Annotated in this window: 24 protein-coding genes, 2 tRNA genes and 1 other RNA gene; 18 read left to right on the top strand and 9 right to left on the bottom strand. The window is 68.8% G+C overall.

The features are described from left to right. Nucleotides 1–15 precede the first annotated feature (15 nt). Nucleotides 16–1,491 (top strand): amidophosphoribosyltransferase, encoded by a 1,476-nt coding sequence (gene purF / locus ACFWZ3_RS11965; protein WP_439707948.1) that lies wholly within the window; start codon nt 16–18, stop codon nt 1,489–1,491. Between the two features lie 7 nt (nt 1,492–1,498). Here the strand turns inward: purF and ACFWZ3_RS11960 are convergent, their stop codons facing one another. Next, nucleotides 1,499–1,876 (bottom strand): VOC family protein, encoded by a 378-nt coding sequence (locus ACFWZ3_RS11960; protein ID WP_439707947.1) that lies wholly within the window; start codon nt 1,874–1,876, stop codon nt 1,499–1,501. 84 nt (nt 1,877–1,960) lie between these two features. Here ACFWZ3_RS11960 and ACFWZ3_RS11955 point away from each other — a divergent pair, with 84 nt between their 5' ends. After that, complete coding sequence (locus tag ACFWZ3_RS11955; protein ID WP_439707946.1) at nt 1,961–2,764, top strand: ferritin-like domain-containing protein; 804 nt, start codon at nt 1,961–1,963, stop codon at nt 2,762–2,764. Nucleotides 2,765–2,877: 113 nt separating this feature from the next. Here the strand turns inward: ACFWZ3_RS11955 and ACFWZ3_RS11950 are convergent. Next, nucleotides 2,878–2,954 (bottom strand) — tRNA-Pro (locus ACFWZ3_RS11950). 163 nt (nt 2,955–3,117) lie between these two features. Here ACFWZ3_RS11950 and hisS point away from each other — a divergent pair. Genes hisS through ACFWZ3_RS11935 form a run of 3 tightly spaced genes read left to right on the top strand, consistent with a single transcriptional unit; the run spans nt 3,118 to nt 6,874 of the window. Further along, nucleotides 3,118–4,494, top strand: a complete 1,377-nt coding sequence (gene hisS, locus ACFWZ3_RS11945; protein WP_439707945.1) for a histidine--tRNA ligase — start codon at nt 3,118–3,120, stop codon at nt 4,492–4,494. 35 nt (nt 4,495–4,529) lie between these two features. Next, on the top strand, nt 4,530–6,458 hold the full coding sequence (locus ACFWZ3_RS11940) for an HAL/PAL/TAL family ammonia-lyase (protein ID WP_439707944.1): 1,929 nt from the start codon (nt 4,530–4,532) through the stop codon (nt 6,456–6,458). A gap of 14 nt (nt 6,459–6,472) precedes the next feature. Beyond that, nucleotides 6,473–6,874: a DUF6165 family protein gene (locus tag ACFWZ3_RS11935; protein WP_439707943.1), complete on the top strand. Its 402-nt coding sequence runs from the start codon at nt 6,473–6,475 to the stop codon at nt 6,872–6,874. Between the two features lie 138 nt (nt 6,875–7,012). Here ACFWZ3_RS11935 and ACFWZ3_RS11930 read toward each other — a convergent pair whose 3' ends face one another. Continuing rightward, nucleotides 7,013–8,083 carry a glycosyltransferase family 9 protein gene (locus tag ACFWZ3_RS11930; RefSeq protein ID WP_439707942.1) on the bottom strand — a complete coding sequence of 357 codons (1,071 nt, stop codon included), beginning with the start codon at nt 8,081–8,083 and terminating at the stop codon, nt 7,013–7,015. A 22-nt stretch (nt 8,084–8,105) separates the two neighbouring features. On the opposite strand from ACFWZ3_RS11930, the gene ACFWZ3_RS11925 reads away from it, so the two are divergent. The 9 genes from ACFWZ3_RS11925 (at nt 8,106) to ACFWZ3_RS11885 (ending at nt 13,503) form a co-directional block, all read left to right on the top strand. Continuing rightward, complete coding sequence (locus tag ACFWZ3_RS11925) at nt 8,106–8,831, top strand: 3-deoxy-D-manno-octulosonic acid kinase (protein ID WP_439707996.1); 726 nt, start codon at nt 8,106–8,108, stop codon at nt 8,829–8,831. Then, nucleotides 8,828–9,586, top strand: a complete 759-nt coding sequence (locus tag ACFWZ3_RS11920; RefSeq protein ID WP_439707941.1) for an MBL fold metallo-hydrolase — start codon at nt 8,828–8,830, stop codon at nt 9,584–9,586. Before ACFWZ3_RS11925 ends, ACFWZ3_RS11920 begins: the two co-directional genes overlap by 4 nt. Before the next feature lie 78 nt (nt 9,587–9,664). After that, a tRNA-Ser gene (locus ACFWZ3_RS11915) sits at nt 9,665–9,757 on the top strand. Between the two features lie 40 nt (nt 9,758–9,797). After that, nucleotides 9,798–9,894: signal recognition particle sRNA small type (gene ffs / locus ACFWZ3_RS11910), an RNA gene on the top strand. 128 nt (nt 9,895–10,022) lie between these two features. Beyond that, complete coding sequence (gene dnaX, locus ACFWZ3_RS11905) at nt 10,023–11,693, top strand: DNA polymerase III subunit gamma/tau (protein WP_439707940.1); 1,671 nt, start codon at nt 10,023–10,025, stop codon at nt 11,691–11,693. Nucleotides 11,694–11,708: 15 nt separating this feature from the next. Next, nucleotides 11,709–12,032 carry a YbaB/EbfC family nucleoid-associated protein gene (locus ACFWZ3_RS11900; protein ID WP_439707939.1) on the top strand — a complete coding sequence of 108 codons (324 nt, stop codon included), beginning with the start codon at nt 11,709–11,711 and terminating at the stop codon, nt 12,030–12,032. A gap of 102 nt (nt 12,033–12,134) precedes the next feature. Beyond that, nucleotides 12,135–12,734: a recombination mediator RecR gene (gene recR / locus ACFWZ3_RS11895; protein WP_439707938.1), complete on the top strand. Its 600-nt coding sequence runs from the start codon at nt 12,135–12,137 to the stop codon at nt 12,732–12,734. After that, complete coding sequence (locus ACFWZ3_RS11890; RefSeq protein WP_439707937.1) at nt 12,731–13,138, top strand: GNAT family N-acetyltransferase; 408 nt, start codon at nt 12,731–12,733, stop codon at nt 13,136–13,138. Before recR ends, ACFWZ3_RS11890 begins: the two co-directional genes overlap by 4 nt. A gap of 20 nt (nt 13,139–13,158) precedes the next feature. Further along, nucleotides 13,159–13,503: a histidine triad nucleotide-binding protein gene (locus ACFWZ3_RS11885; RefSeq protein WP_439707936.1), complete on the top strand. Its 345-nt coding sequence runs from the start codon at nt 13,159–13,161 to the stop codon at nt 13,501–13,503. A gap of 86 nt (nt 13,504–13,589) precedes the next feature. Here ACFWZ3_RS11885 and ACFWZ3_RS11880 read toward each other — a convergent pair whose 3' ends face one another. The 4 genes from ACFWZ3_RS11880 to ACFWZ3_RS11865 are packed head-to-tail and all read right to left on the bottom strand — an operon-like array spanning nt 13,590 to nt 18,113. Further along, the gene (locus ACFWZ3_RS11880; RefSeq protein WP_439707935.1) at nt 13,590–14,189 is read right to left on the bottom strand and encodes a Slp family lipoprotein; all 600 of its coding nucleotides are present in this window, start codon (nt 14,187–14,189) and stop codon (nt 13,590–13,592) included. Nucleotides 14,190–14,236: 47 nt separating this feature from the next. Further along, the gene (locus ACFWZ3_RS11875; protein ID WP_439707934.1) at nt 14,237–16,219 is read right to left on the bottom strand and encodes a transglutaminase TgpA family protein; all 1,983 of its coding nucleotides are present in this window, start codon (nt 16,217–16,219) and stop codon (nt 14,237–14,239) included. After that, on the bottom strand, nt 16,216–17,169 hold the full coding sequence (locus ACFWZ3_RS11870; protein WP_439707933.1) for a DUF58 domain-containing protein: 954 nt from the start codon (nt 17,167–17,169) through the stop codon (nt 16,216–16,218). The genes ACFWZ3_RS11875 and ACFWZ3_RS11870 overlap by 4 nt, the downstream gene beginning before the upstream one ends. Before the next feature lie 2 nt (nt 17,170–17,171). After that, the gene (locus tag ACFWZ3_RS11865) at nt 17,172–18,113 is read right to left on the bottom strand and encodes an AAA family ATPase (protein ID WP_209614706.1); all 942 of its coding nucleotides are present in this window, start codon (nt 18,111–18,113) and stop codon (nt 17,172–17,174) included. Between the two features lie 103 nt (nt 18,114–18,216). Here ACFWZ3_RS11865 and ACFWZ3_RS11860 point away from each other — a divergent pair, with 103 nt between their 5' ends. Then, nucleotides 18,217–19,725: an ArnT family glycosyltransferase gene (locus ACFWZ3_RS11860; protein WP_439707932.1), complete on the top strand. Its 1,509-nt coding sequence runs from the start codon at nt 18,217–18,219 to the stop codon at nt 19,723–19,725. Nucleotides 19,726–19,795: 70 nt separating this feature from the next. On the opposite strand, the gene ACFWZ3_RS11855 is transcribed toward ACFWZ3_RS11860, so the two are convergent. Continuing rightward, a complete protein-coding gene (locus ACFWZ3_RS11855; RefSeq protein ID WP_439707931.1) occupies nt 19,796–20,374 on the bottom strand; it encodes a Maf family protein in 579 nt (192 codons plus the stop codon). Next, nucleotides 20,371–20,829 (bottom strand): hypothetical protein, encoded by a 459-nt coding sequence (locus tag ACFWZ3_RS11850; protein ID WP_209614712.1) that lies wholly within the window; start codon nt 20,827–20,829, stop codon nt 20,371–20,373. Before ACFWZ3_RS11850 ends, ACFWZ3_RS11855 begins: the two co-directional genes overlap by 4 nt. A gap of 112 nt (nt 20,830–20,941) precedes the next feature. Here ACFWZ3_RS11850 and ACFWZ3_RS11845 point away from each other — a divergent pair, with 112 nt between their 5' ends. From ACFWZ3_RS11845 to ACFWZ3_RS11835, 3 genes are all read left to right on the top strand, one after another. Then, the gene (locus ACFWZ3_RS11845; RefSeq protein ID WP_439707930.1) at nt 20,942–21,460 is read left to right on the top strand and encodes a YceD family protein; all 519 of its coding nucleotides are present in this window, start codon (nt 20,942–20,944) and stop codon (nt 21,458–21,460) included. Nucleotides 21,461–21,476: 16 nt separating this feature from the next. Then, nucleotides 21,477–21,668: a 50S ribosomal protein L32 gene (rpmF, locus tag ACFWZ3_RS11840; protein WP_091336642.1), complete on the top strand. Its 192-nt coding sequence runs from the start codon at nt 21,477–21,479 to the stop codon at nt 21,666–21,668. 125 nt (nt 21,669–21,793) lie between these two features. Beyond that, complete coding sequence (locus tag ACFWZ3_RS11835; RefSeq protein ID WP_439707929.1) at nt 21,794–22,768, top strand: beta-ketoacyl-ACP synthase III; 975 nt, start codon at nt 21,794–21,796, stop codon at nt 22,766–22,768. Nucleotides 22,769–22,833: the final 65 nt, after the last annotated feature.

Raw genomic sequence — 22,833 nt, 5'->3', positions numbered from 1 at the left:
GCAGGGCATCAAACCATGTGCGGAATCATCGGCATCGTCGGTACCACTGAAGTGGCATCGGCGCTTTATGACGGACTCACGGTGCTGCAGCACCGCGGGCAGGACGCGGCCGGCATCGTCACCGTCGATGGCGCGCACCTGCGCCTGCACAAGGGCAACGGCCTGGTGCGCGACGTGTTCAACCAGACCGCGATGAGCCGCCTGCGCGGCGCCATCGGCATCGGCCATTGCCGTTACCCGACCGCCGGCTCGGACAATGCCGACGAGGCGCAGCCGTTCTACGTCAACTCGCCCTACGGCATCGCCTTCGCGCACAACGGCAACCTGGTGAACACCGAAGCGCTGCGGCGCGAGATGTTTCAGGACGACCGCCGGCACATCAACACCGATTCGGATTCCGAGGTGCTGCTCAACGTGCTCGCGCACGAGCTGCAGATCCAGGACCGCATGGCGCTGACGCCCGACCAGATCTTCAAGGCCGTCGCCGGCGTGCACGCCCGCGCGCGCGGCGGCTACGCCTGCCTGGCGCTGATCCAGGGCTACGGGCTGCTGGCCTTCCGTGACCCGCACGGCATCCGTCCGCTGGTGCTGGGCGAGCGGGTGACGCCGGAAGGGCGCGAATACGCGGTGGCGTCCGAATCGGTCGCGTTCGATGTGCTTGGGTTCAAGCGCGTGCGCGACGTGGAACCGGGCGAGGCGGTCTACATCACGGTGGACGGCCAGCTGCACGCGCGCCGCTGCGCCGAGGGCGCCATGCACGCGCCGTGCATCTTCGAGTACGTCTACCTGGCCCGGCCCGACTCGATGATCGAGGACGTCTCGGTCTACAAGGCGCGCCTGCGCATGGGCGAAAAGCTGGCGCAGAAAATCCTGCGCGAGCGTCCCGATCATGGCATCGACGCGGTGATCCCGATCCCGGATACCGCGCGCACCGCCGCCAGTTCGCTGGCCACCGCGCTGGGCGTGCCGTTCCGCGAGGGCTTCGTCAAGAACCGCTACGTCGGCCGCACCTTCATCATGCCGGGGCAGGGTGACCGCGTGAAATCGGTACGCCGCAAGCTGAACGCGATCGACCTGGAGTTCCGCAACAAGACGGTGCTGCTGGTCGACGACTCGATCGTGCGCGGCACCACGTCGAAGCAGATCATCCAGATGGCCCGCGATGCGGGGGCGAAAAAGGTGTACTTCGCCTCGGCCGCGCCGCCGGTGCGCTATCCCAACGTCTACGGCATCGACATGCCTTCGGCCAGCGAGCTGGTCGCCGCGGGCAAATCCGAGAAGGAAATCGAGCAGTTGCTAGGCGCTGACTGGCTGATCTACCAGGACCTGGCCGACCTGGTCTGGGCGGTGCAGGACGGCAACGAGGAGCTCAAGCAGTTCGACACGTCCTGCTTCTCCGGCGAGTACGTCACCGGCCTGGACCGCGAGTACCTGCAGCAGATCGAGATGCTTCGCTCGGACGACGCCAAGGCCGCCCGCCGCAGCGCCTGATGCCGGCTCAGCCGATGTTGTGGGCGATGCGCCAGAGCACGCCCGACGGGTCGGTCAACTGGAAGTCGCGCATGCGCCAGGGGCGATCCGCTGGCGCGGTCATGCGCACGTTATGCTCGCGATAGCGGCCGACGATGTCCTGCTCGACCAGGCGCCGGTGCCAGGCATCGGCGTCTTCCACCAGCAGGTGCATCATGAAGTTCTCGGCATGTGCCTGTTGGTAGAAGCGTTGCAGCAGGAAGCTGCATTCACCCGCCGCGAAGTAGGCCACGCCATCGGAGTTCGACTTCTCCTCGAAGCCCGCGTCGGCGTAGAAGCGTCGCGACAGATCGTAGTCGCGTGCCGGCACGAAGGCCTTGATCTCGACCGTACGAAAATTCTGCATGTTCCGTTCCCTGGAAAGTGTGGAGCGCCACTATGCAGTCGCTCCGTGGCGATGGCAACGCAAGCCACACCGTAAACTTGGCCCATGACCGACCTGCACCAAGCCGCCCGCCGCTGCCTCGACGCCAGCGATCCGGAGGAAAAGCTCCGCCTGACTCACGAAGCATGGCGGGGTCTGCAGGCGGGCGAGTTGCGACCCGATCCGCAGGCCTCGCTTCCCGAGCCAATCGGGGTGCCAGGCCGGCCGCTCCGTCCGCGCCTGGTCGAAGCGCGCCAGGTCCCGCAACGCGGCCTGGGTACGCCCGAGGGGCGTGCGGCGCTGGTCCATGCCATCGCACACATCGAGTTCAACGCGATCAACCTGGCATGGGATGCGGTCTACCGCTTCCGCGGCTTCCCGGACGCCTACTACCGCGACTGGGCCAGCTGCGCCCACGACGAGGCGCGCCACTTCCGGATGCTCCAGGAGCGGCTGGCCGAACTGGGCCACGCCTACGGCGACTTCGACGCCCACAACGGCCTGTGGGAGATGGCCGCCAAGACCGCCCACAGCGACCTCGCCCGCATGGCACTGGTGCCACGCGTGCTGGAAGCCCGCGGCCTGGACGTGACGCCTGGCATGATCGAGCGCCTGCGCGGCGTCGGCGACCAGCGCACCATCGCGATCCTGGAAGTGATCCTGCGCGAGGAGGTGGCCCACGTGGCGGCAGGCACGCGCTGGTTCCGCTGGTGCTGCGAACGCGACGGGCTGGAGCCGCGCGAGACGTTCGTGCAACTGCTCCGTGATTACATGGGTGGCAGCCTGCGCGGGCCGTTCAACCATCCTGCACGGCTGGCCGCCGGCTTCGACGCTGAGGAAATGGACCAGCTGGCTGCGTTGGCGGGATGACGTGTAGGAGCGCCCTTGGGCGCGACCGGGCGGCACGGTCGCGCCCAAGGGCGCTCCTACGGGAAACCCCCAAAGAAAAAGGCCACCGCTAGCGGTGGCCTTTCCACGAACCTTGGTCGGGGTGACATGATTCGAACATGCGACTTCTACGTCCCGAACGTAGCGCTCTACCAGGCTGAGCTACACCCCGTGGAGCCGCGTATCTTAGTGAGCCGGCGCAGGCTTGGCAACATCCCCGCCGCTTTTTTTCGCGCATCGCGCGCCGGGGCGGGCGTGCCCATCTGCTAACCTAGGCGGCTGCCGTCGCGCGGCCATCGGCCGCCGCTTCCGTTACCCCGCAAGCAGAGGATTCCATGGCGCTTACCCCGGCCCGCACCATGCCTGGCGTGCTCGAGTTGCTGCCGCTGGACCAGATCGCGTTCCAGCGCATGCTCGACACCATCCGCCGCAATTTCGAGCGCTTCGGCTTCCTGCCGGTGGAGACGCCGGTGATCGAATTTGCCGATGTCCTGCTGACCAAGACCGGCGGCGAGACCGAGCGGCAGGTGTACTTCGTGCAGTCGACGGGCGCGCAGGAGCAGGGCGAGAAGCCCGATCTGGCGCTGCGCTTCGATCTCACGGTACCGCTGGCGCGCTACGTCGCCGAGCACGAGCACAACCTCAACTTCCCGTTCCGCCGCTACCAGATGCAGCGCGTATACCGCGGCGAGCGCGCCCAGCGAGGGCGCTTCCGCGAGTTCTACCAGTGCGACATCGACGTGATCGGCAAGGACAGCCTGACCACGCGCTACGACGCTGAACTGCCGGCGGTGATCTACAGCACCTTCCGCGAGCTGGACATCGGCGCGTTCACCATCCAGCTCAACAACCGCAAGCTGATGCGGGGCTACTTCGAGAGCCTGGGCATCGCCGACAGCGAGCAGCAGATGCTGGTGCTGCGCGAGGTGGACAAGCTCGACAAGCGAGGTCCTGATTACGTGCGCGACACGCTGACCGGCGAGGCCTTCGGGCTGTCGGCCGAGGTCGCGGCGAAGATCCTCGACTTCGTCCAGGTGCGCTCGACCTCGCTGGACGACGCCTTCGCCAAACTCGACGCGCTGGGCAGCGGCTCCGAAGCGCTGGAGGAGGGCAGGGCCGAACTGAAGGAAGTGCTCGGGCTGATCCGCGACTTTGGGGTACCCGAGACGCATTTCGCGCTGAACCTCTCGATCGCCCGCGGCCTGGACTACTACACCGGCACCGTCTACGAGACCACGCTCAACGACCATCCGCAGATCGGCTCGATCTGCTCGGGCGGCCGCTACGAGAACCTGGCCAGCCAGTACACCAAGTCGAAGCTGCCGGGCGTGGGCATCTCCATCGGCCTGACCCGCCTGTTCTGGCAACTGCGCGATGCCGGCTTGCTGGGCAGCGCACGCAGCACGGTGGACGTGCTGGTGACGCAGATGGACCCGGCGCAGCTGCCGGCCTACCTGGCGATCGCCAACGAGCTGCGTGCGGCCGGGATCGCCACCGAGGCGGTGCTGGAGAGCGGCAAGCTCGGCAAGCAGTTCAAGTACGCCGACCGCGCCGGCATCCGCTTTGCCGTGGTGCTGGGCGAGGACGAACTGGCCAAGGGCGTGGTGACGGTCAAGGACCTGCGCCGCGGCGACCAGTTCGAGGTGGCGCGCGGCGAACTGGTGAAGGCGCTGCGGGTGGAACTGGAACAGGCAGCGGCGATGGGGCAGTGAGTCGCGGACTCACCCACGAACACGACGGAGCACCGGTGGACAAGATCATTCTCGATGGCCGCAGCCTCACCCGCGCGCAACTGGTTGCCGCGGCGCGCCGCGGCGTGGCGGTGGAGCTGGATCCGGCGCAACTCGAACGCGTGCGCCACGCAGCCGATTTCCTGGCCGAGAAGGTCAGCTGCGGCGAGCCGACCTATGGCGTCACCACCGGCTTCGGCAGCAATGCCGACAAGCTGCTGGGCGGGCACCGCATGCGCGACGAGCTGGTGCTGCAGGATGCGCCCAAGGGCGGCGCGAGCCTCATGGAGGAGCTGCAGCACAACCTGATCGTCACCCACGCGGTTTGCGTGGGCAAGCCGTTCGCGCCGGACGTGGTGCGGGCGATGCTGGTGATCCGCATCAACACGCTGATGCGCGGCCATTCGGGCATCCGCGTGTCGACCCTCCAGGCGCTCACCGCGATGCTCAACCGCGGCGTGGTGCCGGTGGTGCCGGAGAAGGGGTCGGTCGGCGCCAGCGGCGACCTGGCGCCGCTCTCGCATCTGGCGATCGTGCTGCTGGGCGGCGGCGAGGCCTTCTTCGAAGGTGAGCGGCTGCCAGGCGGGGAAGCCCTGAAGCGCGCCGGGCTGGAGCCGATCCGCCTGTCGTTCAAGGAAGGCCTGGCACTCAACAACGGTACCGCGCAGATGCTCGCCACCGCGGTGCTGGCGCTGGACGAGCTTGAATACCTGCTCGGCGTGGCAGACCTGGCCGCGTCGATGACACTGGATGCCTTCGCCGGCCGCAGCGGCGCGCTGCGGCCGGAAGTGCATGCGCTGCGCCCGCATCCGGGCCAGGTCGAGGCGGCGTCGCACGTGCGCCAACTGCTGGCCGGTTCCACGCTGGTCGACATTCCCTACCACCTGGTGCCGCGCTTCAAGCCGTGGTCGGCCGAAGCGTGGACGCTGCCGCAAGATCAGGCGCTGTCCTTCGATATCGGCTGGGACTGGGTGCCGGCCAACCAGCGGCACGGTCGCGAGGCCTTCTACGACCGATTCCTGCCGTTCAAGGGCGGCAAGAAGCACCAGCCGCAGGATGCCTACTGCCTGCGCTGCATGCCGCAGGTGCACGGCGCGGTGCGCGATGCCTGGGCGCAGGCCTGCCGCGTGATCGACGTGGAGCTCAATTCGGTCACCGACAACCCGCTGATCTTCCCGGATGCCGAGGGCGCGCAGTTCATCGAGGAACAGGTGATCTCCGCCGGCCACTTCCACGGCATGCCGCTGGCGCTGGCGATGAGCTACGTCAAGGCCGCCATCCCGGTGCTGGCTTCGATTTCGGAGCGCCGCCTCAACAAGCTGGTCGATCCGGCCACCAACGACGGTCTGCCGGCGTTCCTCACCGGCAATGAAGACGGTACCGACTCGGGCTTCATGATCGTGCAGTACACCGCCGCCGCGCTGGTCAACGACCTGGCCACCCGTGCGCACCCGGCCAGCGTGTATTCGATCCCGACCAGCGCCAACGCCGAAGACCACGTCTCGATGGGCGCCAACGAGGCGCGCCACGTGCTGGAGATGATGGAGGATCTCGGCCACGTGCTGGCGCTGGAGCTCTATACCGCCGCGCAGGCGCTGGACTACCGCCGCGAAATGCTCGACGCCGCGCGCCGGCTGGCCGCTCGTGGCGACTGGCGTGCGCTCGCTGCCAAGATCGGCAACGCCCCGCGCGAGGGCCATCCGCACTACGCCCAGTTCGAACAGGAAGTGCGCCAACTGATGGCGGCGTTGTCCGAGGGCGAGGACTTCCACGCCGGCACCGCCGTGCGGACCGCCCACGCCCTGCTGCGCGAGCGGATCGCCTTCATGCATCGCGACCGTGCGATGGACGGGGACATCCGAACCATCTGCGACCTGCAGCAACAACGCGCGTTCGCCGCCGCGGCACATCCCTGGCTGGTGTCCGACGTCGTCGCTTACCCCTGATTTACGGAGTTCCCATGAGCCTCATCCAAGTCCCGGTTTCCTACGGCGAGCTGATCGACAAGATCACCATCCTGGAGATCAAGGCGCGCCAGATCACCGATCCGGCCAAGCTGGCCAACGTGCGCAACGAGCTGGATCTGCTCAACGTGACCTGGGCCAACGACACCGCGTCGCAGACCGACATCGCCGACGAGCGCGCGCGGTTGCTGGCGGTCAACGAGGACCTGTGGGACATCGAGGATCGCATCCGCCTCAAGGAGAAGGCGCAGGCCTTCGATGCGGAGTTCATCGAGTTGGCGCGTTCGGTGTATTTCCGCAACGACGTGCGTGCGGCGGTCAAGCGCGAGATCAACCTCAAGCTCGGCTCGCAGCTGGTGGAGGAGAAGTCCTACCAGGATTACCGCCCGTCTGCCTGAGCTGTTCGACGCCGGCGCCGCGCGTCCACGCTCGGGGCAGTCGGTTGTAGTGATCCGATCGCGCTGGGCAGCCCGCAGGCGACGTCGAAGCGCCTGCCTCAAACCCGAGCGGTCACCCGGCCCGGCGCAGGAAGCCAGTCAAACCAGCCCACGCGAGGAGGCAAACGCCTCGAACCGCTCGATCACGTCATCGACTTCGATCAGGCCCATCACGCCTGGTCGCTCGATCTTCGTACCCCAGGCCAGTTCGCTCGCCGGCTTGCCGAGGAAGCGGCGCGCCGCCTCGTCGTACTTGTCCACGCACCAGCTTCGGTCCGAGTAGGGCCCGGAGCGGTTCGGGTTGCTTGCCGCATGCAGCCCCAGCACCTTGGTCCCGACGGCATTGGCCATGTGCATCGGGCCGGAATCGGGCGTGAGCAACAGCTGCGCCCGACCGCACATGGCGAGCATCCGCTTGAGCGTGTCCTTGCCGGTGAGGTCCAGCGGCTGGCGCTTGCAGCTCGCCAGCACCGCGTCGGCCATGGTCCGCTCGCCGGGAGACGGACCGCCCACCAGTGCCACGCGCCAGCCGCGCGCCAGCGCGTGATCGACCAACGCCGCGTAGCGCTCGGGATACCAGTTGCGCAGGGCATGGCTGGACGTGGGGCTGACCAGCAGCGTGGGCGTGTCGCCCGGTAGTTGTTCCCCGGCCCAGGCGCGTGCCTCCTCCGGTGTCGGGATATCCCAGCGCACCTGCGTCTGTTTCAGTCCCAGCGGCTCGCAGAAGCTGCCGATGGCATCGAGCACGTGCTCGCCGGTGCGCGCGGGAATGCGCTCGTTGATCACCAGGCTGTGCAGGTCCTTGGAGCGCGCGCGGTCGTAGCCCACGCGCCGTGCGGCCCGCACGCCCAGGCTCAGCAGGTTCGAACGCGCCGCCACCTGCATTTGCAGCAGGGCATCGAAGCGCCGCCCGCGCAGCGCATGCCATACCGCGCGCATGCCCGCCCAGCCCGCTCCCTTGTCGAAGGTGACGAACTCGACCCCCTCGATATCGCCCACCAGCCTGCGCTCGAGCTTGCCCACCAACCAGGTCAGCGCCGTCTGCGGCCAAGCCTCCTGCAACGTGCGCACCAGCGGTACGACGTGGGTGACATCACCGATCGCCGAGGTGCGCAAAAGGCACAGCGAAGCGGGAGCGGGCAGGGGGCTTGGGCTAGAATCGACCGGCATGAACGTCTCCTTCGAACCGCACATGATGATGCAGGAGCAGATCCGCGAGGAAGCCGGCGGCAAGGTGCTGTTCGATGCCACGCTGGGCGTCGTCGACGGTGACTGGTTCGATCCGGGTTTCTGGCGCAACCGCGGCGCGCTGCAGCAGCAAGGCGGCGGGCGGGGTGGCGTGGCCATGATCGATACGCCGGCCGGTGCCTGCGTGCTGCGTCATTACCATCGCGGCGGCCTGGTCGGGCGCTTCAACCGCGACCGCTACCTGTGGACCGGCGCTGCGCACACGCGCAGCTTCGCCGAGTTCCGGCTGCTGGCGCATATCGTCGGCCTGGAGCTTCCCGCGCCCGAACCGGTCGCCGCACGCTTCTGCCGCCACGGCTTTTTCTACACCGCGGACCTGATCACCCGACGCATCGACGACGCGCGCACGCTTGCTCAGTGCCTGGAAGACGGCCGGCTGGATGCGGACCTGGCGCGCGAAACCGGGGCGCTGGTCGCGCGCTTCCACCGCGAGGGGATCTGGCATGCCGACCTCAACGCGCACAATGTACTGGTCACGTCCGGAGCGCTGTACCTGATCGACTTCGACCGTGGCGCCCTGCGCGCGCCGGCGGAATCCTGGCGGCTGGCGAACCTGGCGCGGTTGCGTCGCTCGCTGGTCAAGCTCGGCGCCACCGAGCGCATTGCGGACTTCCAGGCGGCCATCTGGGGGCCGCTGGTCTACGGCTACGAAAGGACGCTGGGCGCATGAACTGGTCGTTGCGCTTTCTCGGCGTCGGCGCTGCCCATGCGGTGGAACTGGGTTCCTCGGCCGCGGTGCTCGAGCGGGACGGCAAGCCCATGCTGCTGATCGATTGCGGTCCGGACACGCTGGACCGTTATCAGGCGGCCTACGGCGAGCTGCCGCGCGCGATCTACATCACCCACACCCACCTCGACCACGTCGGCGGCATGGAGCGGCTGTTCACCCGGCTGTGGTTCGACGAGTCGCTGCGTGGCGGCGTGCGCGTGTTTGTCCACGCCGCGCTGGTGCCCTGGCTGCAGACGCGCGTGGCGGACTACCCCGGCGTGCTGGCCGAGGGCGGGGTGAACTTCTGGGAGGCGTTCCGGCTGGTGCCGTGCAGCCGTGGCTTCTGGCTGGACGGATGGTGGTTCGACGTGTTTCCCACGCGGCACCACCGGCCGAACACCTCCTTCGGCCTGGCGCTGCATGGCAGCTTCGTCTTCACCGGCGATACCCGGCCCGTGCCCGAGATGCTGGCGCAGTACGCGGCAGGCGATGAGCGCGTGCTGCACGACTGCGGGCTGGTCGGCAATCCCTCGCACAGCGGCGTGGACGACCTGGAGCGCGAATACGACGAAAGGCTGCGCCGACAGCTCGTGCTCTACCACTACGGCAGCGCCGCCGATGGCGAGGCGCTGCGCACGCGGGGCTATGCGATCGCCCGACCCGGCGGCGGTCTCGATCTGCCCTCGCCATCACCCCCGCAGCCGGACGCCGGCTGACTCTGCCGGTTGTGTCGGCCGGGGGAGATCGCTATCCTTCCGCTTCTTTGCCAGCCCCAGGGCCGGCAAAGAGAATCCGGAGAGGTGTCCGAGTGGTTGAAGGAGCACGCCTGGAAAGTGTGTATACGGCTTATCCCCGTATCGCGGGTTCGAATCCCGCCCTCTCCGCCAGTTTCAAATAGGGCTTCCAGGCCCACGTCCATGGTGGCCCCGTCGGTCCCTCCGCGACGATAGTCCGCAAACTCCGCCAGGTCCGGAAGGAAGCAACGGTAGTGGATGATTCGGGTGCCGGGGTGTGGCTGGCGGGGCCGCCGCCATTTCGGGGCCCCGACGTGTCCGGCTGACTTGCCGGCATCGACTTGGCACAATCGGTTTCCGCCCCAAAGTCAGTGCTGACTCAAGGGCCACCGCCCAGCCGCAGAACAGGCTCCAACGCATGTCCTATCAGGTCCTCGCCCGCAAGTGGCGCCCGCGCAAGTTCGTCGAGCTGGTCGGGCAGGAGCATGTGGTGCGCGCGCTCACCAATGCCCTGGACACCGGGCGCATGCACCACGCCTACCTGTTCACCGGCACGCGCGGCGTGGGCAAGACCACCATCGCGCGCATCTTCGCCAAGTCGCTCAATTGCGAGCGCGGCGAGTCCGCCGACCCTTGCGGCGAGTGCGCCGTCTGCACGGCGGTCGATGCCGGCCGCTTCGTCGACCTGCTCGAAATCGATGCGGCCAGCAACACCGGCGTGGATGACGTGCGCGAGGTGATCGAGAACGCGCAGTACGCCCCCGCGCGCGGCCGCTTCAAGGTGTACCTGGTGGACGAGGTGCACATGCTTTCCAAGCCGGCCTTCAACGCGTTGCTCAAGACGCTCGAGGAGCCGCCGCCGCACGTGAAGTTCCTGCTGGCGACGACCGATCCACAGAAGCTGCCGGTAACGGTGTTGTCGAGGTGCCTGAAGTTCAACCTGAAGCGCCTGCTGCCGGAACAGATCTCAGGCCAGATGCGCCACATCCTGGACGCCGAAAAGATCGCCTACGAAGACGCCGCCATCGGCGAGCTGGCGCGCGGCGCCGATGGCTCGCTGCGCGACGGCCTGTCGCTGCTGGACCAGGCGATCGCCTACGGTGGCGGCGCGCTCAAGGCGGACGACGTGCGCGCCATGCTCGGCAGCGTCGCGCGCGGTCAGGTGCTGGGCGTGCTCGATGCGCTGGCCGACGGCGACGGGGCGCGGCTGATGGCCGAGTGCGAGCGCATCGCCTCGTACTCGCCCGACTTCGGCGGTGTGCTCGACGACCTGGCCGCCACACTGCACCGCATCCAGCTGATGCAACTGGTGCCCGGTTATCACGCTGAAGGCGATGGCGAGCATGTGGAAAGCCTTGCCGGCCTGGCCGGGCGCATGCAGCCGGAAGACGTGCAGCTCTACTACCAGATCGCCACGACCGGCCGCCGCGACCTGGCGCTGGCGCCCGATGCACGCACCGGCTTCGAGATGGCGCTGCTGCGCATGCTGGCGTTCCAGCCTGGCGAGGCGGGCGATTCCGCACCAGCCGAGCGCGCGGTCCGTCCGGCGTCGGCACCGCGGCCCGCGGTCGCCCCGCCGCGCAGCGCACCTGCCGCGGCACCCGCGCCGGCAGCGCCGCGCGCCCAACACACGCACGCGGCCAGCATGACCCAGGCCCCCGCGGCCCCCGCCGCGCGCACGCCGATCGCCACCGATGCCCGCGGCCTTCCGCGCTGGGAGGCGCTGATCGAACAGGCCGGCCTGCGCGGCCCCCTCGGCCAGCTGGCGCAGAACGCCGCATTGCGCGAACGCGACGGCAACACGCTGGTGCTGGCGCTGCAGCCGGCGCACATGCACCTGGCCGTCGAGCCGATGGTCGGTCAGATGGCCGACCGCATCGGCGACGTGCTGGGCGAGCGCATCAAGCTGCGTTTCGTCGCGGACAGCCAGGGTGCGTCCGAGACGCCCGCCGCCCGCGCCGCCTCCGCCCGCGAAAGCGCGCAGAGCGCCGCCGAGCAGGCGATCGAGGAAGATCCGCTGGTGCAGTCGCTCAAGCGCGAATTCGGCGCCCGCGTGGTGCCGCAGTCCATCAAACCCATCGAAAGTTGAGCGGAGCAGACAGTCATGAGAGGCCAGATCGGTCAGCTGATGCAGCAGGCCCAGCGCATGCAGGAAGACATGAAGCGTGCGCAGGAGGAAATCGCCAAGATGGAAGTCACCGGCAGTGCCGGCGGCGGCCTGGTTACCGTGCTGATGACCGGCGCACACGAAGTGCGCCGGGTGCAGATCGACCGCAAGCTGTTCGCCGACGATCCGGAGATGGCCGAGGACCTGGTTGCCGCCGCCGTCAACGACGCGGTGAACAAGGTGGCCGAGGCCAGCCGCAACAAGCTCGGTGGCGTCACGGCGGGAATGAACCTGCCGCCCGGCTTCAAGATGCCGTTCTGACCGACCGATCGTCGTAGGAGTCCGCTTGCGGGCGATGCGCTTCCCATTCGAGGGAAAGAGCATCGCCCGCAAGCGGGCTCCTTCCAGTACAGGCATCCGACCATGACAGGCTCCCCCCTTCTCGCCGACCTCATCGAAGCGCTGCGCTGCCTGCCCGGCGTGGGTGGCAAGAGCGCGCAACGGATGGCCTTCCATCTGCTCGAGCGCGAGCGCACGCGGGGTCTCAAGCTCGCCGGCGTGCTGCGCGAGGCGATGGAACGGATCGGCAACTGCACGCGCTGCCGCAACTTCAGCGAAGAGCCGGTGTGCGCGCTTTGCGCCAGCGCCAGCCGTGACCGTCACGTGCTGTGCGTGGTCGAGTCGCCCACCGACCTGGCCGCCATCGAACAGGCCACCGGCTATCGCGGGCAGTACTTCGTGCTGCTCGGGCGCCTGTCGCCGCTGGACGGGCTGGGCCCGGAGGAGCTCGGCCTGGCGCAGCTGAGCGCGCGCCTGGGCGAGGGCGAAATCGAGGAGATAATCATCGCCACCAATCCGACCGTCGAAGGCGAGGCTACCGCGCACTACCTGGCGCAGTTGGCGCACGCCGGCGGCGTGAAGCCGACACGCCTGGCCCATGGCGTGCCGCTGGGTGGCGAACTGGAGTACGTCGACCGCGGCACGCTGGCGCATGCCTTCGGCAGCCGACAGGCGCTGGAATGACCGGGCCAAGCCTGGCCTACGCGGCGCCCACGCCGGCCGAGTACTGCGCGTTGCGCCTTGCCGCCGGCCTGAGCGCGATGGACCAGGTCGCGGCGGTCGCCGGCTTGCCAGCCAGCTGGTGCGCGGTCAGCCTGCGCGACGGCGAGGAGCTGGTAGGCATGGGCCGCATGGTCGGCGACGGGGCGCTGTTCCTGCAGGTGGTCGACGTCGCGGTGCGGCCGGACTGGCAGCGACGCGGCCTTGGCCGTCGGATCATGGCTGCGTTGATGGATGACGCCCGTCGGCGCGCGCCCGGAGGCGTGATCGTCACGCTGCTGGCCGACGGCGAGGCGACCAAGCTGTACGAGCAGTTCGGTTTCCGGCTGAGCGCCCCGCACTCGCAGGGTATGCTGCTTCGCCTGTGAATCCACGCGAGGAGTCAGGCATGGGCGACACCATCTTCGGCAAGATCATCCGGCGCGAGATCCCGGCGGACATCGTCTTCGAGAACGACGACGTGCTCGGCTTCCGCGACCTGAACCCGCAGGCGCCGGTGCACGTGCTGTTCATCCCGAAGAAGGCGCTGCCCACGCTCAATGACGCCGCGCCCGGCGATGCCGAGTTGTTGGGCAAGCTGCAGCTCGCCGCGGCCGAGTACGCAAGGCAGGAAGGCCTTGCCGAACAGGGCTACCGCACGGTGATCAACTGCAACGAGCATGGTGGGCAGACGGTGTTTCACCTGCATGTGCACCTGCTCGCCGGCCGCCGCCTGAGCTGGCCGCCGGGCTGAGCGGATTTTTTTGCAGGAGCGCAGCACTGTATTGATGGCAACAAAAACGCCGGTCCAGGGCCGGCGTTTTCGCGATCGAAGCGCGCTTATTTGTGCGCCGGTTTCGGTGCCGGCGCCGGCGGCGGGCGCACGATGATCACGCGCGGGCGGTTCCAGAACGGATCGCCCCACGGACCCCAGTACGAGGGGCCCCAACCCGGGCCCCAGAACGGGTCGTAGTAACCCGGCGGGTAGCGCACCGTCACCGGGCGCTTGGGCCACAGGTAGACCACGTCCGCCGCTACGCGCGGATAGGCGTAGTCGTACTCGCCCACCTTCTTGGTCACGGTGCCCTGCAGCGTGCCCGTGACGGTTAGTTCGCGGCCGCGGGTGAACACTTCGGGGTCGTAGAAGCCTTCATGGCAGGCAACGAAACGGCCCTCGGTCGCCCCGCTGGTATCGGTTTCCGGCCGCGCCTGCTTGTCCAGCGGGCGCGACAGCAGGTAGAAGCAGGTCTCCTGCGGGCCCGGCTCGGTCTTGATGATTTCCCCGCCCCAGCGCACCTTCGCGCCGCCGGCACCGCCCTGCTGGGCGCCTGCCGTGCTCACGTCGGAGTAGGTGCCCTGCAGCGGCTGGGGCACCGTTGCACAGGCGGTCAGCAGGCCGAAGGCGGTGGCCAGGGCCAGAGGGCGGTAAGGAAAGGACATGGCGGTTCTCCCTGGGACAGCGGCCGCCCGGGCGGCCGCATGGATAGTCATTTGACCACGCGGCGGGGCCGGAATTCCCGTACCGCCCGCTGGAACTCCCGCAGCAGTTCAGGCAGCGGTTCGTCGTGCGCATAGCGCAGTTCAAGGTAGCGGTTCATCAGTTGCTCCAACTCGCCGCGCTGCGCCGGCAGCGCCCGCGCGGCGCGGCGCAGGTAATGCTGCGGCCCCTCGCTGCGACGGCGCGTGATGCCGGCGCGCGCGAGCCTGGCCTCCAGCCGGCGCAGCGCCTGGCGCAACGGTTCGGGCCGTTCGCGTCGCCACAACGCCCAGCCGGTGCCGATCGCCACGAACAGCGCGGTGCCGATCGCCAGCAGCATGCCCAGCATCGCCGTGCCGGTATCGCGGATGCCGAACGGGGTCAGCAGGCCGCGCTGGCGCAGCGCATCGAAACCGATAACGCCCTGGGCCCACCAGTGGTTGACCACGTCCCATCGGTTGCGCAGCGAGGCCAGCCAGCTGGTGTCCGCCCAGCCGAGCTGGTCGCCGGCGGCGGCCGCTGCGCCCAGGCTGACGCGTTCGGGGCGTACGGCGGCGGTGGGATCGATGCGCACCCAGCCGCTACCCTCCAGCCACACCTCGCTCCATGCGTGTGCATCGGACTGGCGCACCAGCAGGTAGTTGCCCAGGGGATTCCAGTAGCCGCCCTGGTAACCGGTGACCACGCGCGCGGGAATCCCCGCAGCCCGCATCAGCACGGTGAAGGACGAGGCGTAGTGTTCGCAGAAGCCCTCGCGCGTGCCGAACAGGAAGTCGTCCACGGCGTTGCGGCCCAGCGGCGCCGGCGCCAGCGTGTAGCGGAAGCCGCCGTCGTGGAACAACGCCAGTGCGGCCCGAACGATGGCCTGGTCGTCACTGCCGTAGCGTGCGCGCCACTGCCCAGCCAGGGCGTGCGTGCGGGGGTTGAAGCCCTGCGGCAAGCGCAAGGCGAGTTGCCTGGCTCCCGCAGGCAGATTGGCCTGGAGGCGGTAGTACAGCGCCGAGCGCATCGCGTAATGGAGCGACTCGCGCACGGTTTTGTCGCTGAAAACCTCGCGGTCCGGGCTGAGTTGTGCGTCCGCTGGTGCCTCCAGCGGCACGTCCAGCGCGGGCAGGATGGTGCGGTGGGTCGGCTCCAGGTCGATCTCGTAGCGGCTGGTGGTCCTCGCTTCCAGCGTTTCCACTGGCCGGGCCTGGCCGTTGGCACGGCGCAAATCGGCATGCTTCCAGGTACGCCCGTCGTACAGCCACATGACATACGCGCGGAAGTAGCGCAGCTCGGGTGCCGGTGCGGGACCGTCGAAGCTGACCCGCATGGCAGGGCGGTCGTCGGTCAGCAGCTCGGTGAAGTTGCCCGGCGACATGCGGTCGCTGAGGCCGGTCCGCGCCTCGGGGCTGTTGGCCGCCCCCCACAGCGGCGAACTCAGCCGCGGCACCAGCGCGAAGGCGAGCAGCGCCAACGGCACGGCGGCCGCAAGCAGGGCCAGTCCTGGCAGCAGCGCGCGTGGCAGGTTTGTCGTTGCCTGTGCCGGTTCCAGCGCGCGCAGGGCGGCCAGGGCGGGCAACAGGCCCAACGCGACCACGACGGTGGCCACGAGGCCCTGGTCGAACAGCAGCGCGGCCATCAAGCCGAAGCAGGCGAAGCTCACGCCGACCTTGGCGTCGCGGGGCGCCTCGCTCTCCAGCAGTTTGAGCACCAGCAGGCCGACGGCCAGCGCTGAACCGGGTTGCTGCCCGAAGATGGTGCCGTAGGTGAAGACGACCGCCACCGCCAGCAGGGCCAGCAGCGGCAGCTTGAGCAGCAGCGGCGGGCGCGCACCGTGCCGACGTCGCTGCCACCAGCGCAGTGCGAGCACCAGCGCCAATCCGGCCACCAGCCACCAGGGCAGGTGTGAGGCGTGCACGCCGAGCACGCAGGCCATGGTCAGGCAGAGCAGGTCGAACGCGCGGCCGTCCAGCGTGGCTTCGTTCGGGCGAGACTTCGCGCCGCTCATGGCAACGACGCCAGTGCGCTCATGCAGCGCGCGTAGTGGCCGGGGCCGCTTCCCGCCTCGATCGGCTGGCCCGGCAGCCAAAGGCTGTGGCGCCGCCCCTGGGCATGGGCCTCGCCCAGCCAGCGGGCAAGGCGGGCGATGCGTGCCTCGTTGTCCATGCCTTCCAGCTCGCGCCAGTCCAGGCGCCATTCGGGACGCGACTCGGGTTGCTCGAAGTCCTTGCTGAGCAACTGGCCCAGCCGTGCGCTGGCCTTCCAGGCGATGTGCTTGCGCGGATCGCCACTGCGGTAGTCGCGCAGGGCGGCCAGGTCCTCGCCGTGGTGCAGGCGAGGACGCAGGCCTTCGTCGGCGGGCAGCCGCGGCGGCGGGCCGCCGCTTTCCGGGCGCGGCCAGACCAGCACGGACTGCTCCGGGTGCATCCAGCTCCAGGCGCGGAACAGTCCCAGTGGCCACGTCGTCCACACCCGCACGCGCGGTAGGGGATGCCAGCCGCGTTGGCGGGTGGCCAGCGGCAGGGTGACATCGGCTTTACCGGAAGCGTCGATGGCGAACGCCTGGCAGGCGTCGCCGAGATCGAGGCGGATCGCGCTGCGTGGCCGCGTCGATTCGAATTCGAGCGTCAGTGCCAGCGGCTGGCCGGCGACCGCCTGGCCCGCGCGAACGCTGGCCAGGGCCAGACCGTCGAGCGCACGGAACGCGATCAGCATGCTCGCCGCGCCGGCCGCACCCAGCAGGCAGGTGAGCAGCAGGGCGGCGTTGTTGGAATAGTTCAGCGAGCCGACCAGCATGACCAGCAGCAACACCGTGAAACCGATGCCGAAGCCGGTCGGCACGATGTAGATGCGCCGCCGGTTCAGCTCGATCGGCATCGGCTCCGGGCGGCGGAAGCGGGTCAGTGCGGGCAGCCGCCGCTCGGCCAGCTGCTGCAAGCGGCGCAGCGCGTCGCGCATGGTCAGTCGACCGCGGTATCGGCCAGCAATGCGCGGGCCAGCGCATCCCCGCTGGCGCCGCGCGAAGGCACCAGCCGGTGTGCGGCCAGCGGCACGAACAGCGCCTGGATGTCTTCCGGCAGTACGTGGCCGCGGCCGCTCAGCAGGGCCCAGGCGCGCGCCGCGGCGAGCAGGGCGATGCCGGCGCGTGGCGACAGGCCGACGCGGATGTCGGCGTGCCGCCGGCTGGCCGCGAGCAACGCCTGCAGGTAATCGAGTAAGGCACTGCTGGCGGTGACGCCCTGCGCCTGGCGGTGCAGGGCGGCCAGGCTCGGCGCGTCCAGCTGCGGGGTGAGCTGGGCGAGCAGGTCGCGGCGGTCGCTGCCGGCAAGCAGCGCGCGCTCGGCCGCGGCATCGGGATAGTCGAGCGAGATGCGCAGCATGAAGCGATCCAGCTGCGAATCGGGCAGCGGGAAGGTGCCGTGCAGATCGAGCGGGTTCTGCGTGGCCACCACGAAGAACGGTTGCGCCAGCGTGTGCGTCTGGCCGTCCACCGTGACCTGGCCCTCGGCCATCGCTTCGAGCAGCGCGCTCTGCGTCTTGGGCGTGGCGCGGTTGATCTCGTCGGCGAGCATCAAGCCGGTGAAGATCGGGCCCGGGTGGAAGCGGAACTGGCCCGTCTCGCGCTCGAACACGCTGACCCCGATAATGTCCGAGGGCAGCAGGTCGCTGGTGAACTGCACGCGCTGGAAGTCCAGCGTGAAGCTCGCGGCCAGTGCATGCGCCAGCGTGGTCTTGCCCACGCCGGGCACGTCTTCCAGCAGCAGGTGGCCGCCGGCGACCAGGCAGGTAAAGGCGAGCTTCACCTGGCGAGGCTTGCCGAGCAGCACCCGGTTGACCTGGGCCATCGCCGCTTCCAGGCGCGGATGGAGCGTTTCTTCGGACAGGGGAGTGGTGGCGGACATGGGTTCCTGGCAGTCAGCACGGGCGGAACGCGGGGAGGGTCGGTCGAGTGTAGCGGCCGGTCTCGCGCGCTGGCGAGGCGCATTCCTCATCGCGTTCGTCGGCTTGCTGGTTCTCAAGTGCATCGTGGCGGCCACGATGTCGCCGTTTGGCGACGAGGCGTTCTACTGGCTGGAGAGCCGGCACCCGGCCTGGGGCTATAGCGACCTGCCGCCGCTGACCGCGTGGCTGATCTGGCTGGGCGAACGCGTCGCCGGGCACGGACTGATCGGCATGCGTTGGCCGTTCCTGCTGCTGGGCAGCGCGCTGCCATGGATGATCGTGGCGTTCGGGCGGCGTGCCTTCGATGCGCGTATCGGCTGGCAGGCAGGCCTGCTGTGTCTTGCGCTGCCGCTGGCAGGCACTTTTGGGGTAATGGCCATGCCCGACGTGCCGCTGACCCTGGCGATCACGGTCGCGCTGTATGCGCTGTTGCGCGCGATGGACGAGGACCGCCTGCGCGACTGGCTGCTGCTGGGCATCGCGCTGGCGGTGGCGTGGCTGACCCACTATCGCGCCGCGATGGCGATGCTCGCCGGGCTGTTGCTGCTGGTCTTCACGCCTCGCGGTCGCGCGCAGTGGCGCAGGCCGGGCCTGTGGCTGGCGCTTGCCGTGGCGGCGCTGGGACTGGTGCCGTTGATCGTGTCGAACTGGCGCCAGCACGGCGCCGGGCTGGCGTTCCAGCTGGTCGAGCGGAACCCGTGGAGCTTCCATGCCGATGCGCTGGTGCAACCGCTGGAACAGGCGATCGCCTGCACGCCGGTGCTCTATGTCGCGCTGCTATGGGCGCTGTGGCAGTGCTGGCGACGGCGCGGCCAGGGTGCGCCGTGGGACCTGCTCGCCTGGACGTCACTCGGTTTTCTCGTCCCGTATTTCGTGTTTGGCCTGTTCGCCGATGACCTGCGTTTTCGCGCGCATTGGCCGCTGCCGGGTTACCTGCCGCTGTTGGCCGCGTTGCCTGCGCTATGCCGCGGGGCGAGCAGGGGCTGGCGCACGACCGCAGTGGCCGGTGGTGTGCTGGGCGGGCTCGGGGCGCTGCTGGGGCTCGGATACCTGGCGCTGGCGGCGAGCCCGCAGGGCGTCGACGTGCTGGCTTCGAGCAAGGCCTTTCCGACCAACTTCGTCGGCTGGCGCGAAAGCGCGGCGCAGGCGCGCACGCTGCTGGAGCGAAAGGATGCCGTGCTGGTCGCCGACAATTTCATGCTCGCCGCGGAGCTCGAGTTCCAGCTCGGCAACCGCCCGGTGTACTCGCTGGACAGCACGCTCAACGTCAAGCACGGCCGTGCGCCGCAGTTGGCGATCTGGAGGCGCGACGAAGCCGGGTTGCATGCCGCGCATGCGGGTGCGCCGATGCTGCTGGTGGTGAGCGAGGTGATGCGCGAGCGCGAGAGGCTGGAGCGGCTCGGCGCCATCTGCGGAAGCATCGCGGCGCCACGGCTGGTCACGCGGCGGGTGCTGTTCGACGGGCGCAAAAGCTTTGCGTACTACCGCGGACGCGTGCCGGCGGAAGCCTCCACGCCATTGGCCGATCCCACGCAATGCCTGTTCTGGCGCAACGCGCAAGCCTTGCCGTGACCGTAGGGTGGGCTTCAGCCCGCCACCCGTCCCGCCGATGCGCATGGTGGGCTGAAGCCCGCCCTACGGTTTACGGAATGGCGAAGCCCGCCTCGCGCAGCAGCCGCGCCAGGGCGATCAGCGGCAAACCCACCAGCGCGGTCGGGTCGCTGTTGTCGATGCGCTCGAACAGCGAAATCCCCAGGCCTTCGCACTTGAAGCTGCCGGCGCAATCCAGCGGCATCTCGCGTTCCACGTAACGCGCGATCTCTTCCGACGTGAGCGGCCGGAACCGCACGCGGGTGGTATCCAAGTGCGTGTGGCGGCGTCCGCCGCGGGTATCGAGGAGGCAGAGTCCGGTATGGAAACGCACTTCGCGGCCCGCGCAATCGCCCAGTTGGGCTCGCGCACCCTCGATGCTGCCGGGCTTGCCCAGCGCACAGCCGTCGAGCTCGGCGATCTGGTCGGAACCGATCACCAGCGCCTGACCGAGTCCGCGCGCGGCCCCCTCGGCCTTGGCGATCGCCAGCCGCAGGGCTCCGTCGGCCGGGGTTTCGCAGGGCGCCAGGGTTTCATCGGTACCCGGTGGACGCTGCTCGAACTGCGGTACCAGCCGGCGCAGCAGTTCGGCGCGGTAGCGCGAGGTGGAACCGAGCACCAGTCGCGTCATACGTCCGATTCGCGCCGGATGTGTTCGCGCATGGCGTCGTCCAGTTCGTGGTGCGCCCGCTCCAGCGCCTTTACCAGCGGGCGCAGGCGCGCGCGGGTCTGGCTCATGTCGGCGGCCGCCTCATCCAGGCCCTGCTGGCTCGCATCGGGAGCGCAGTCGCGGATCCATAGTCGCTGCTGCAGCAGCGAGCGCAGGCCGGCGTCGATCGCCTGTTTGGCCTCCTGCTCGCCGGCGGCCGGCTGGTCGGGGTTGAATGACATCACCGCATGGGCCTGCTTGAGGCCCTTGCGACAGGTCTTCAGATCCGCTTCCAGCTGGTCGGCCAGTTCCAGCAGCCGGTGCATGCTGTGGCGGCGCCGCTCCAACCGACGCCGCCGTCCGGCCAGCACGAGTGCGCCAGCACCCACCAGCAGCAGGCACATCGCGGCGAGGCCAAAGGCGAGGGAAGCGGGCACGAGCACAACCGGTTACGATCGGAAGGGCAGTCTGCCGCAGTCCCTTCGGGAGGCAAAGCCCCGGAGTGGCGCGGTTGACTTGAACCCCCGTCGACCCTAAGATTTCGCGATTATGTCCGTGACACTGCCAGAGTCCGTGGACGCTTGGCGCATGGTCTCGGCGCGGCGTTCGTTCGCCGGAGCGCTTCCCGTGGCCGCCATGTCCCGCCTGTGCGGGATGCTGGCCGGCAACGAAGGGGCGGCGCAGTACACACTGGACTTCGGTCGGGACGATTTCGGCACGGCCTACCTTCAGGTGCACGTCGAGGCGCCGCTGACGCTGACCTGTCAGCGCACGCTGGAGCCGTTCGTGCTGCCCCTGACGGTAGACAGCCGGCTCGGCCTGATCCGCAACGAGCGCGAGGAGGCGGCCCTGCCGCCGGGCTGCGAACCGTTGCTGGTCGAGGACGACGGCAAGCTGGACCTGGCCGCCGTGATCGAGGACGAATTGCTTTTGGCAGTGCCGCTGGTGCCGGTCAATCCGGACAGCAGCCTGCCACCCGAGGTGACTGGCCCCGGCCCGGAGGAATCCGTGTCGGAGCCCAACGACAACCCGTTCGCGGTTTTGCGCGAACTCAAGAAAACCGATTGAAGCCGGAGATACACCCATGGCCGTTGCCAAGAGCCGCAAGACCCCGTCCACCCGCGGCATGCGTCGTTCGCACGACAAGCTCAAGACCGTGCAGCTGGCGACCGACCCGACCAGCGGCGAGGTGCACCTGCGCCACCACGTCACCAAGGATGGCTACTACCGCGGCAAGAAGGTGATCGACACCGCCGCGGCCGTCGACGCCGAGTAAGGGCTTCCATCGGACGCAACCTGGGCGGCGCGGCGACGCGCCGCTTTGCGTTTCGGCGTCCACGAACGTAACGTTGCGGCTCCGGCGTGGCCTGGCCATCGCCCCCGCATGCAGATGGAAAGTCCATGGCTTCGACCTACGCCCGCATCATCGGCACCGGCAGCGCGCTTCCCGAACGCGTTCTGAGCAACTTCGATCTGGAGAAATTCGTCGAGACCAGCGACGAGTGGATCCAGAGCCGCACCGGCATCCGCCAGCGCCATGTGGTCGCCGAGGGCGAGACCACTGGCGACCTGGCCTTCCTCGCCGCCGAGCGCGCGCTGGCTGCGGCCGGCGTCAAGGCGTCCGAGCTCGACCTGATCATCCTGGGTACCACGACGCCCGACCTGATCTTTCCCTCCACCGCGTGCCTAGTGCAAAACCGCCTGGGCGCCAACGGCTGCGCCGCGTTCGACGTCAACGCCGCCTGCTCGGGTTTCGTCTATGCGCTTGGCGTGGCGGACAAGTTCATCCGAAGCGGCCAGACCAAGAAAGCGCTGGTGATCGGCGCCGAGACGCTGACCCGCATGGTCGACTGGAAGGAGCGCGAAACCTGCGTGCTGTTCGGCGACGGCGCCGGCGCCGTCGTGCTCGAGGCCAGCGACGAGCCGGGCATCTATGCCACCTGCCTGCATGCCGATGGTGGCTACAAGGAACTGCTGTGGAATCCGGTCGGCGTGTCCGTCGGTTTCCGCGACGAGCCCAATCATGGCGTGCGCATCAAGATGGCTGGCCGCGAGGTGTTCAAGGTCGCGGTCAAGACGCTCGACTCGCTGGTCGAGCAGACCTTGAAGGCCGCCGGCATGGAGGCCTCGCAGCTGGATTGGCTGATCCCGCATCAGGCCAACCTTCGCATCATCGAGGCGACGGCCAAGCGCCTGAGCATGTCGATGGACCAGGTCATCGTGACCGTCGACAAGCACGCCAACACCTCCTCCGGTTCGGTGCCGCTGGCGCTGGACTACGCGGTGCGTTCGGGCAAGGTGCAGCGCGGGCAGAACCTGCTGCTGGAGGCCTTCGGTGGCGGTTTCACTTGGGCTTCGGCGCTGCTGCGCTACTGAGCCGGTTCGCACGTCATTCGATGCCGCCTTCGGGCGGCATCGTCGTTTTTAGTGGTTGGTTTTGG

The organism is Frateuria sp. GZRR35, from assembly GCF_051900415.1.
Classification (GTDB): domain Bacteria; phylum Pseudomonadota; class Gammaproteobacteria; order Xanthomonadales; family Rhodanobacteraceae; genus Frateuria_A.
Note: the sequence above shows the minus strand (reverse complement) of the source record. Positions and strands in the feature narration are given on the sequence as shown.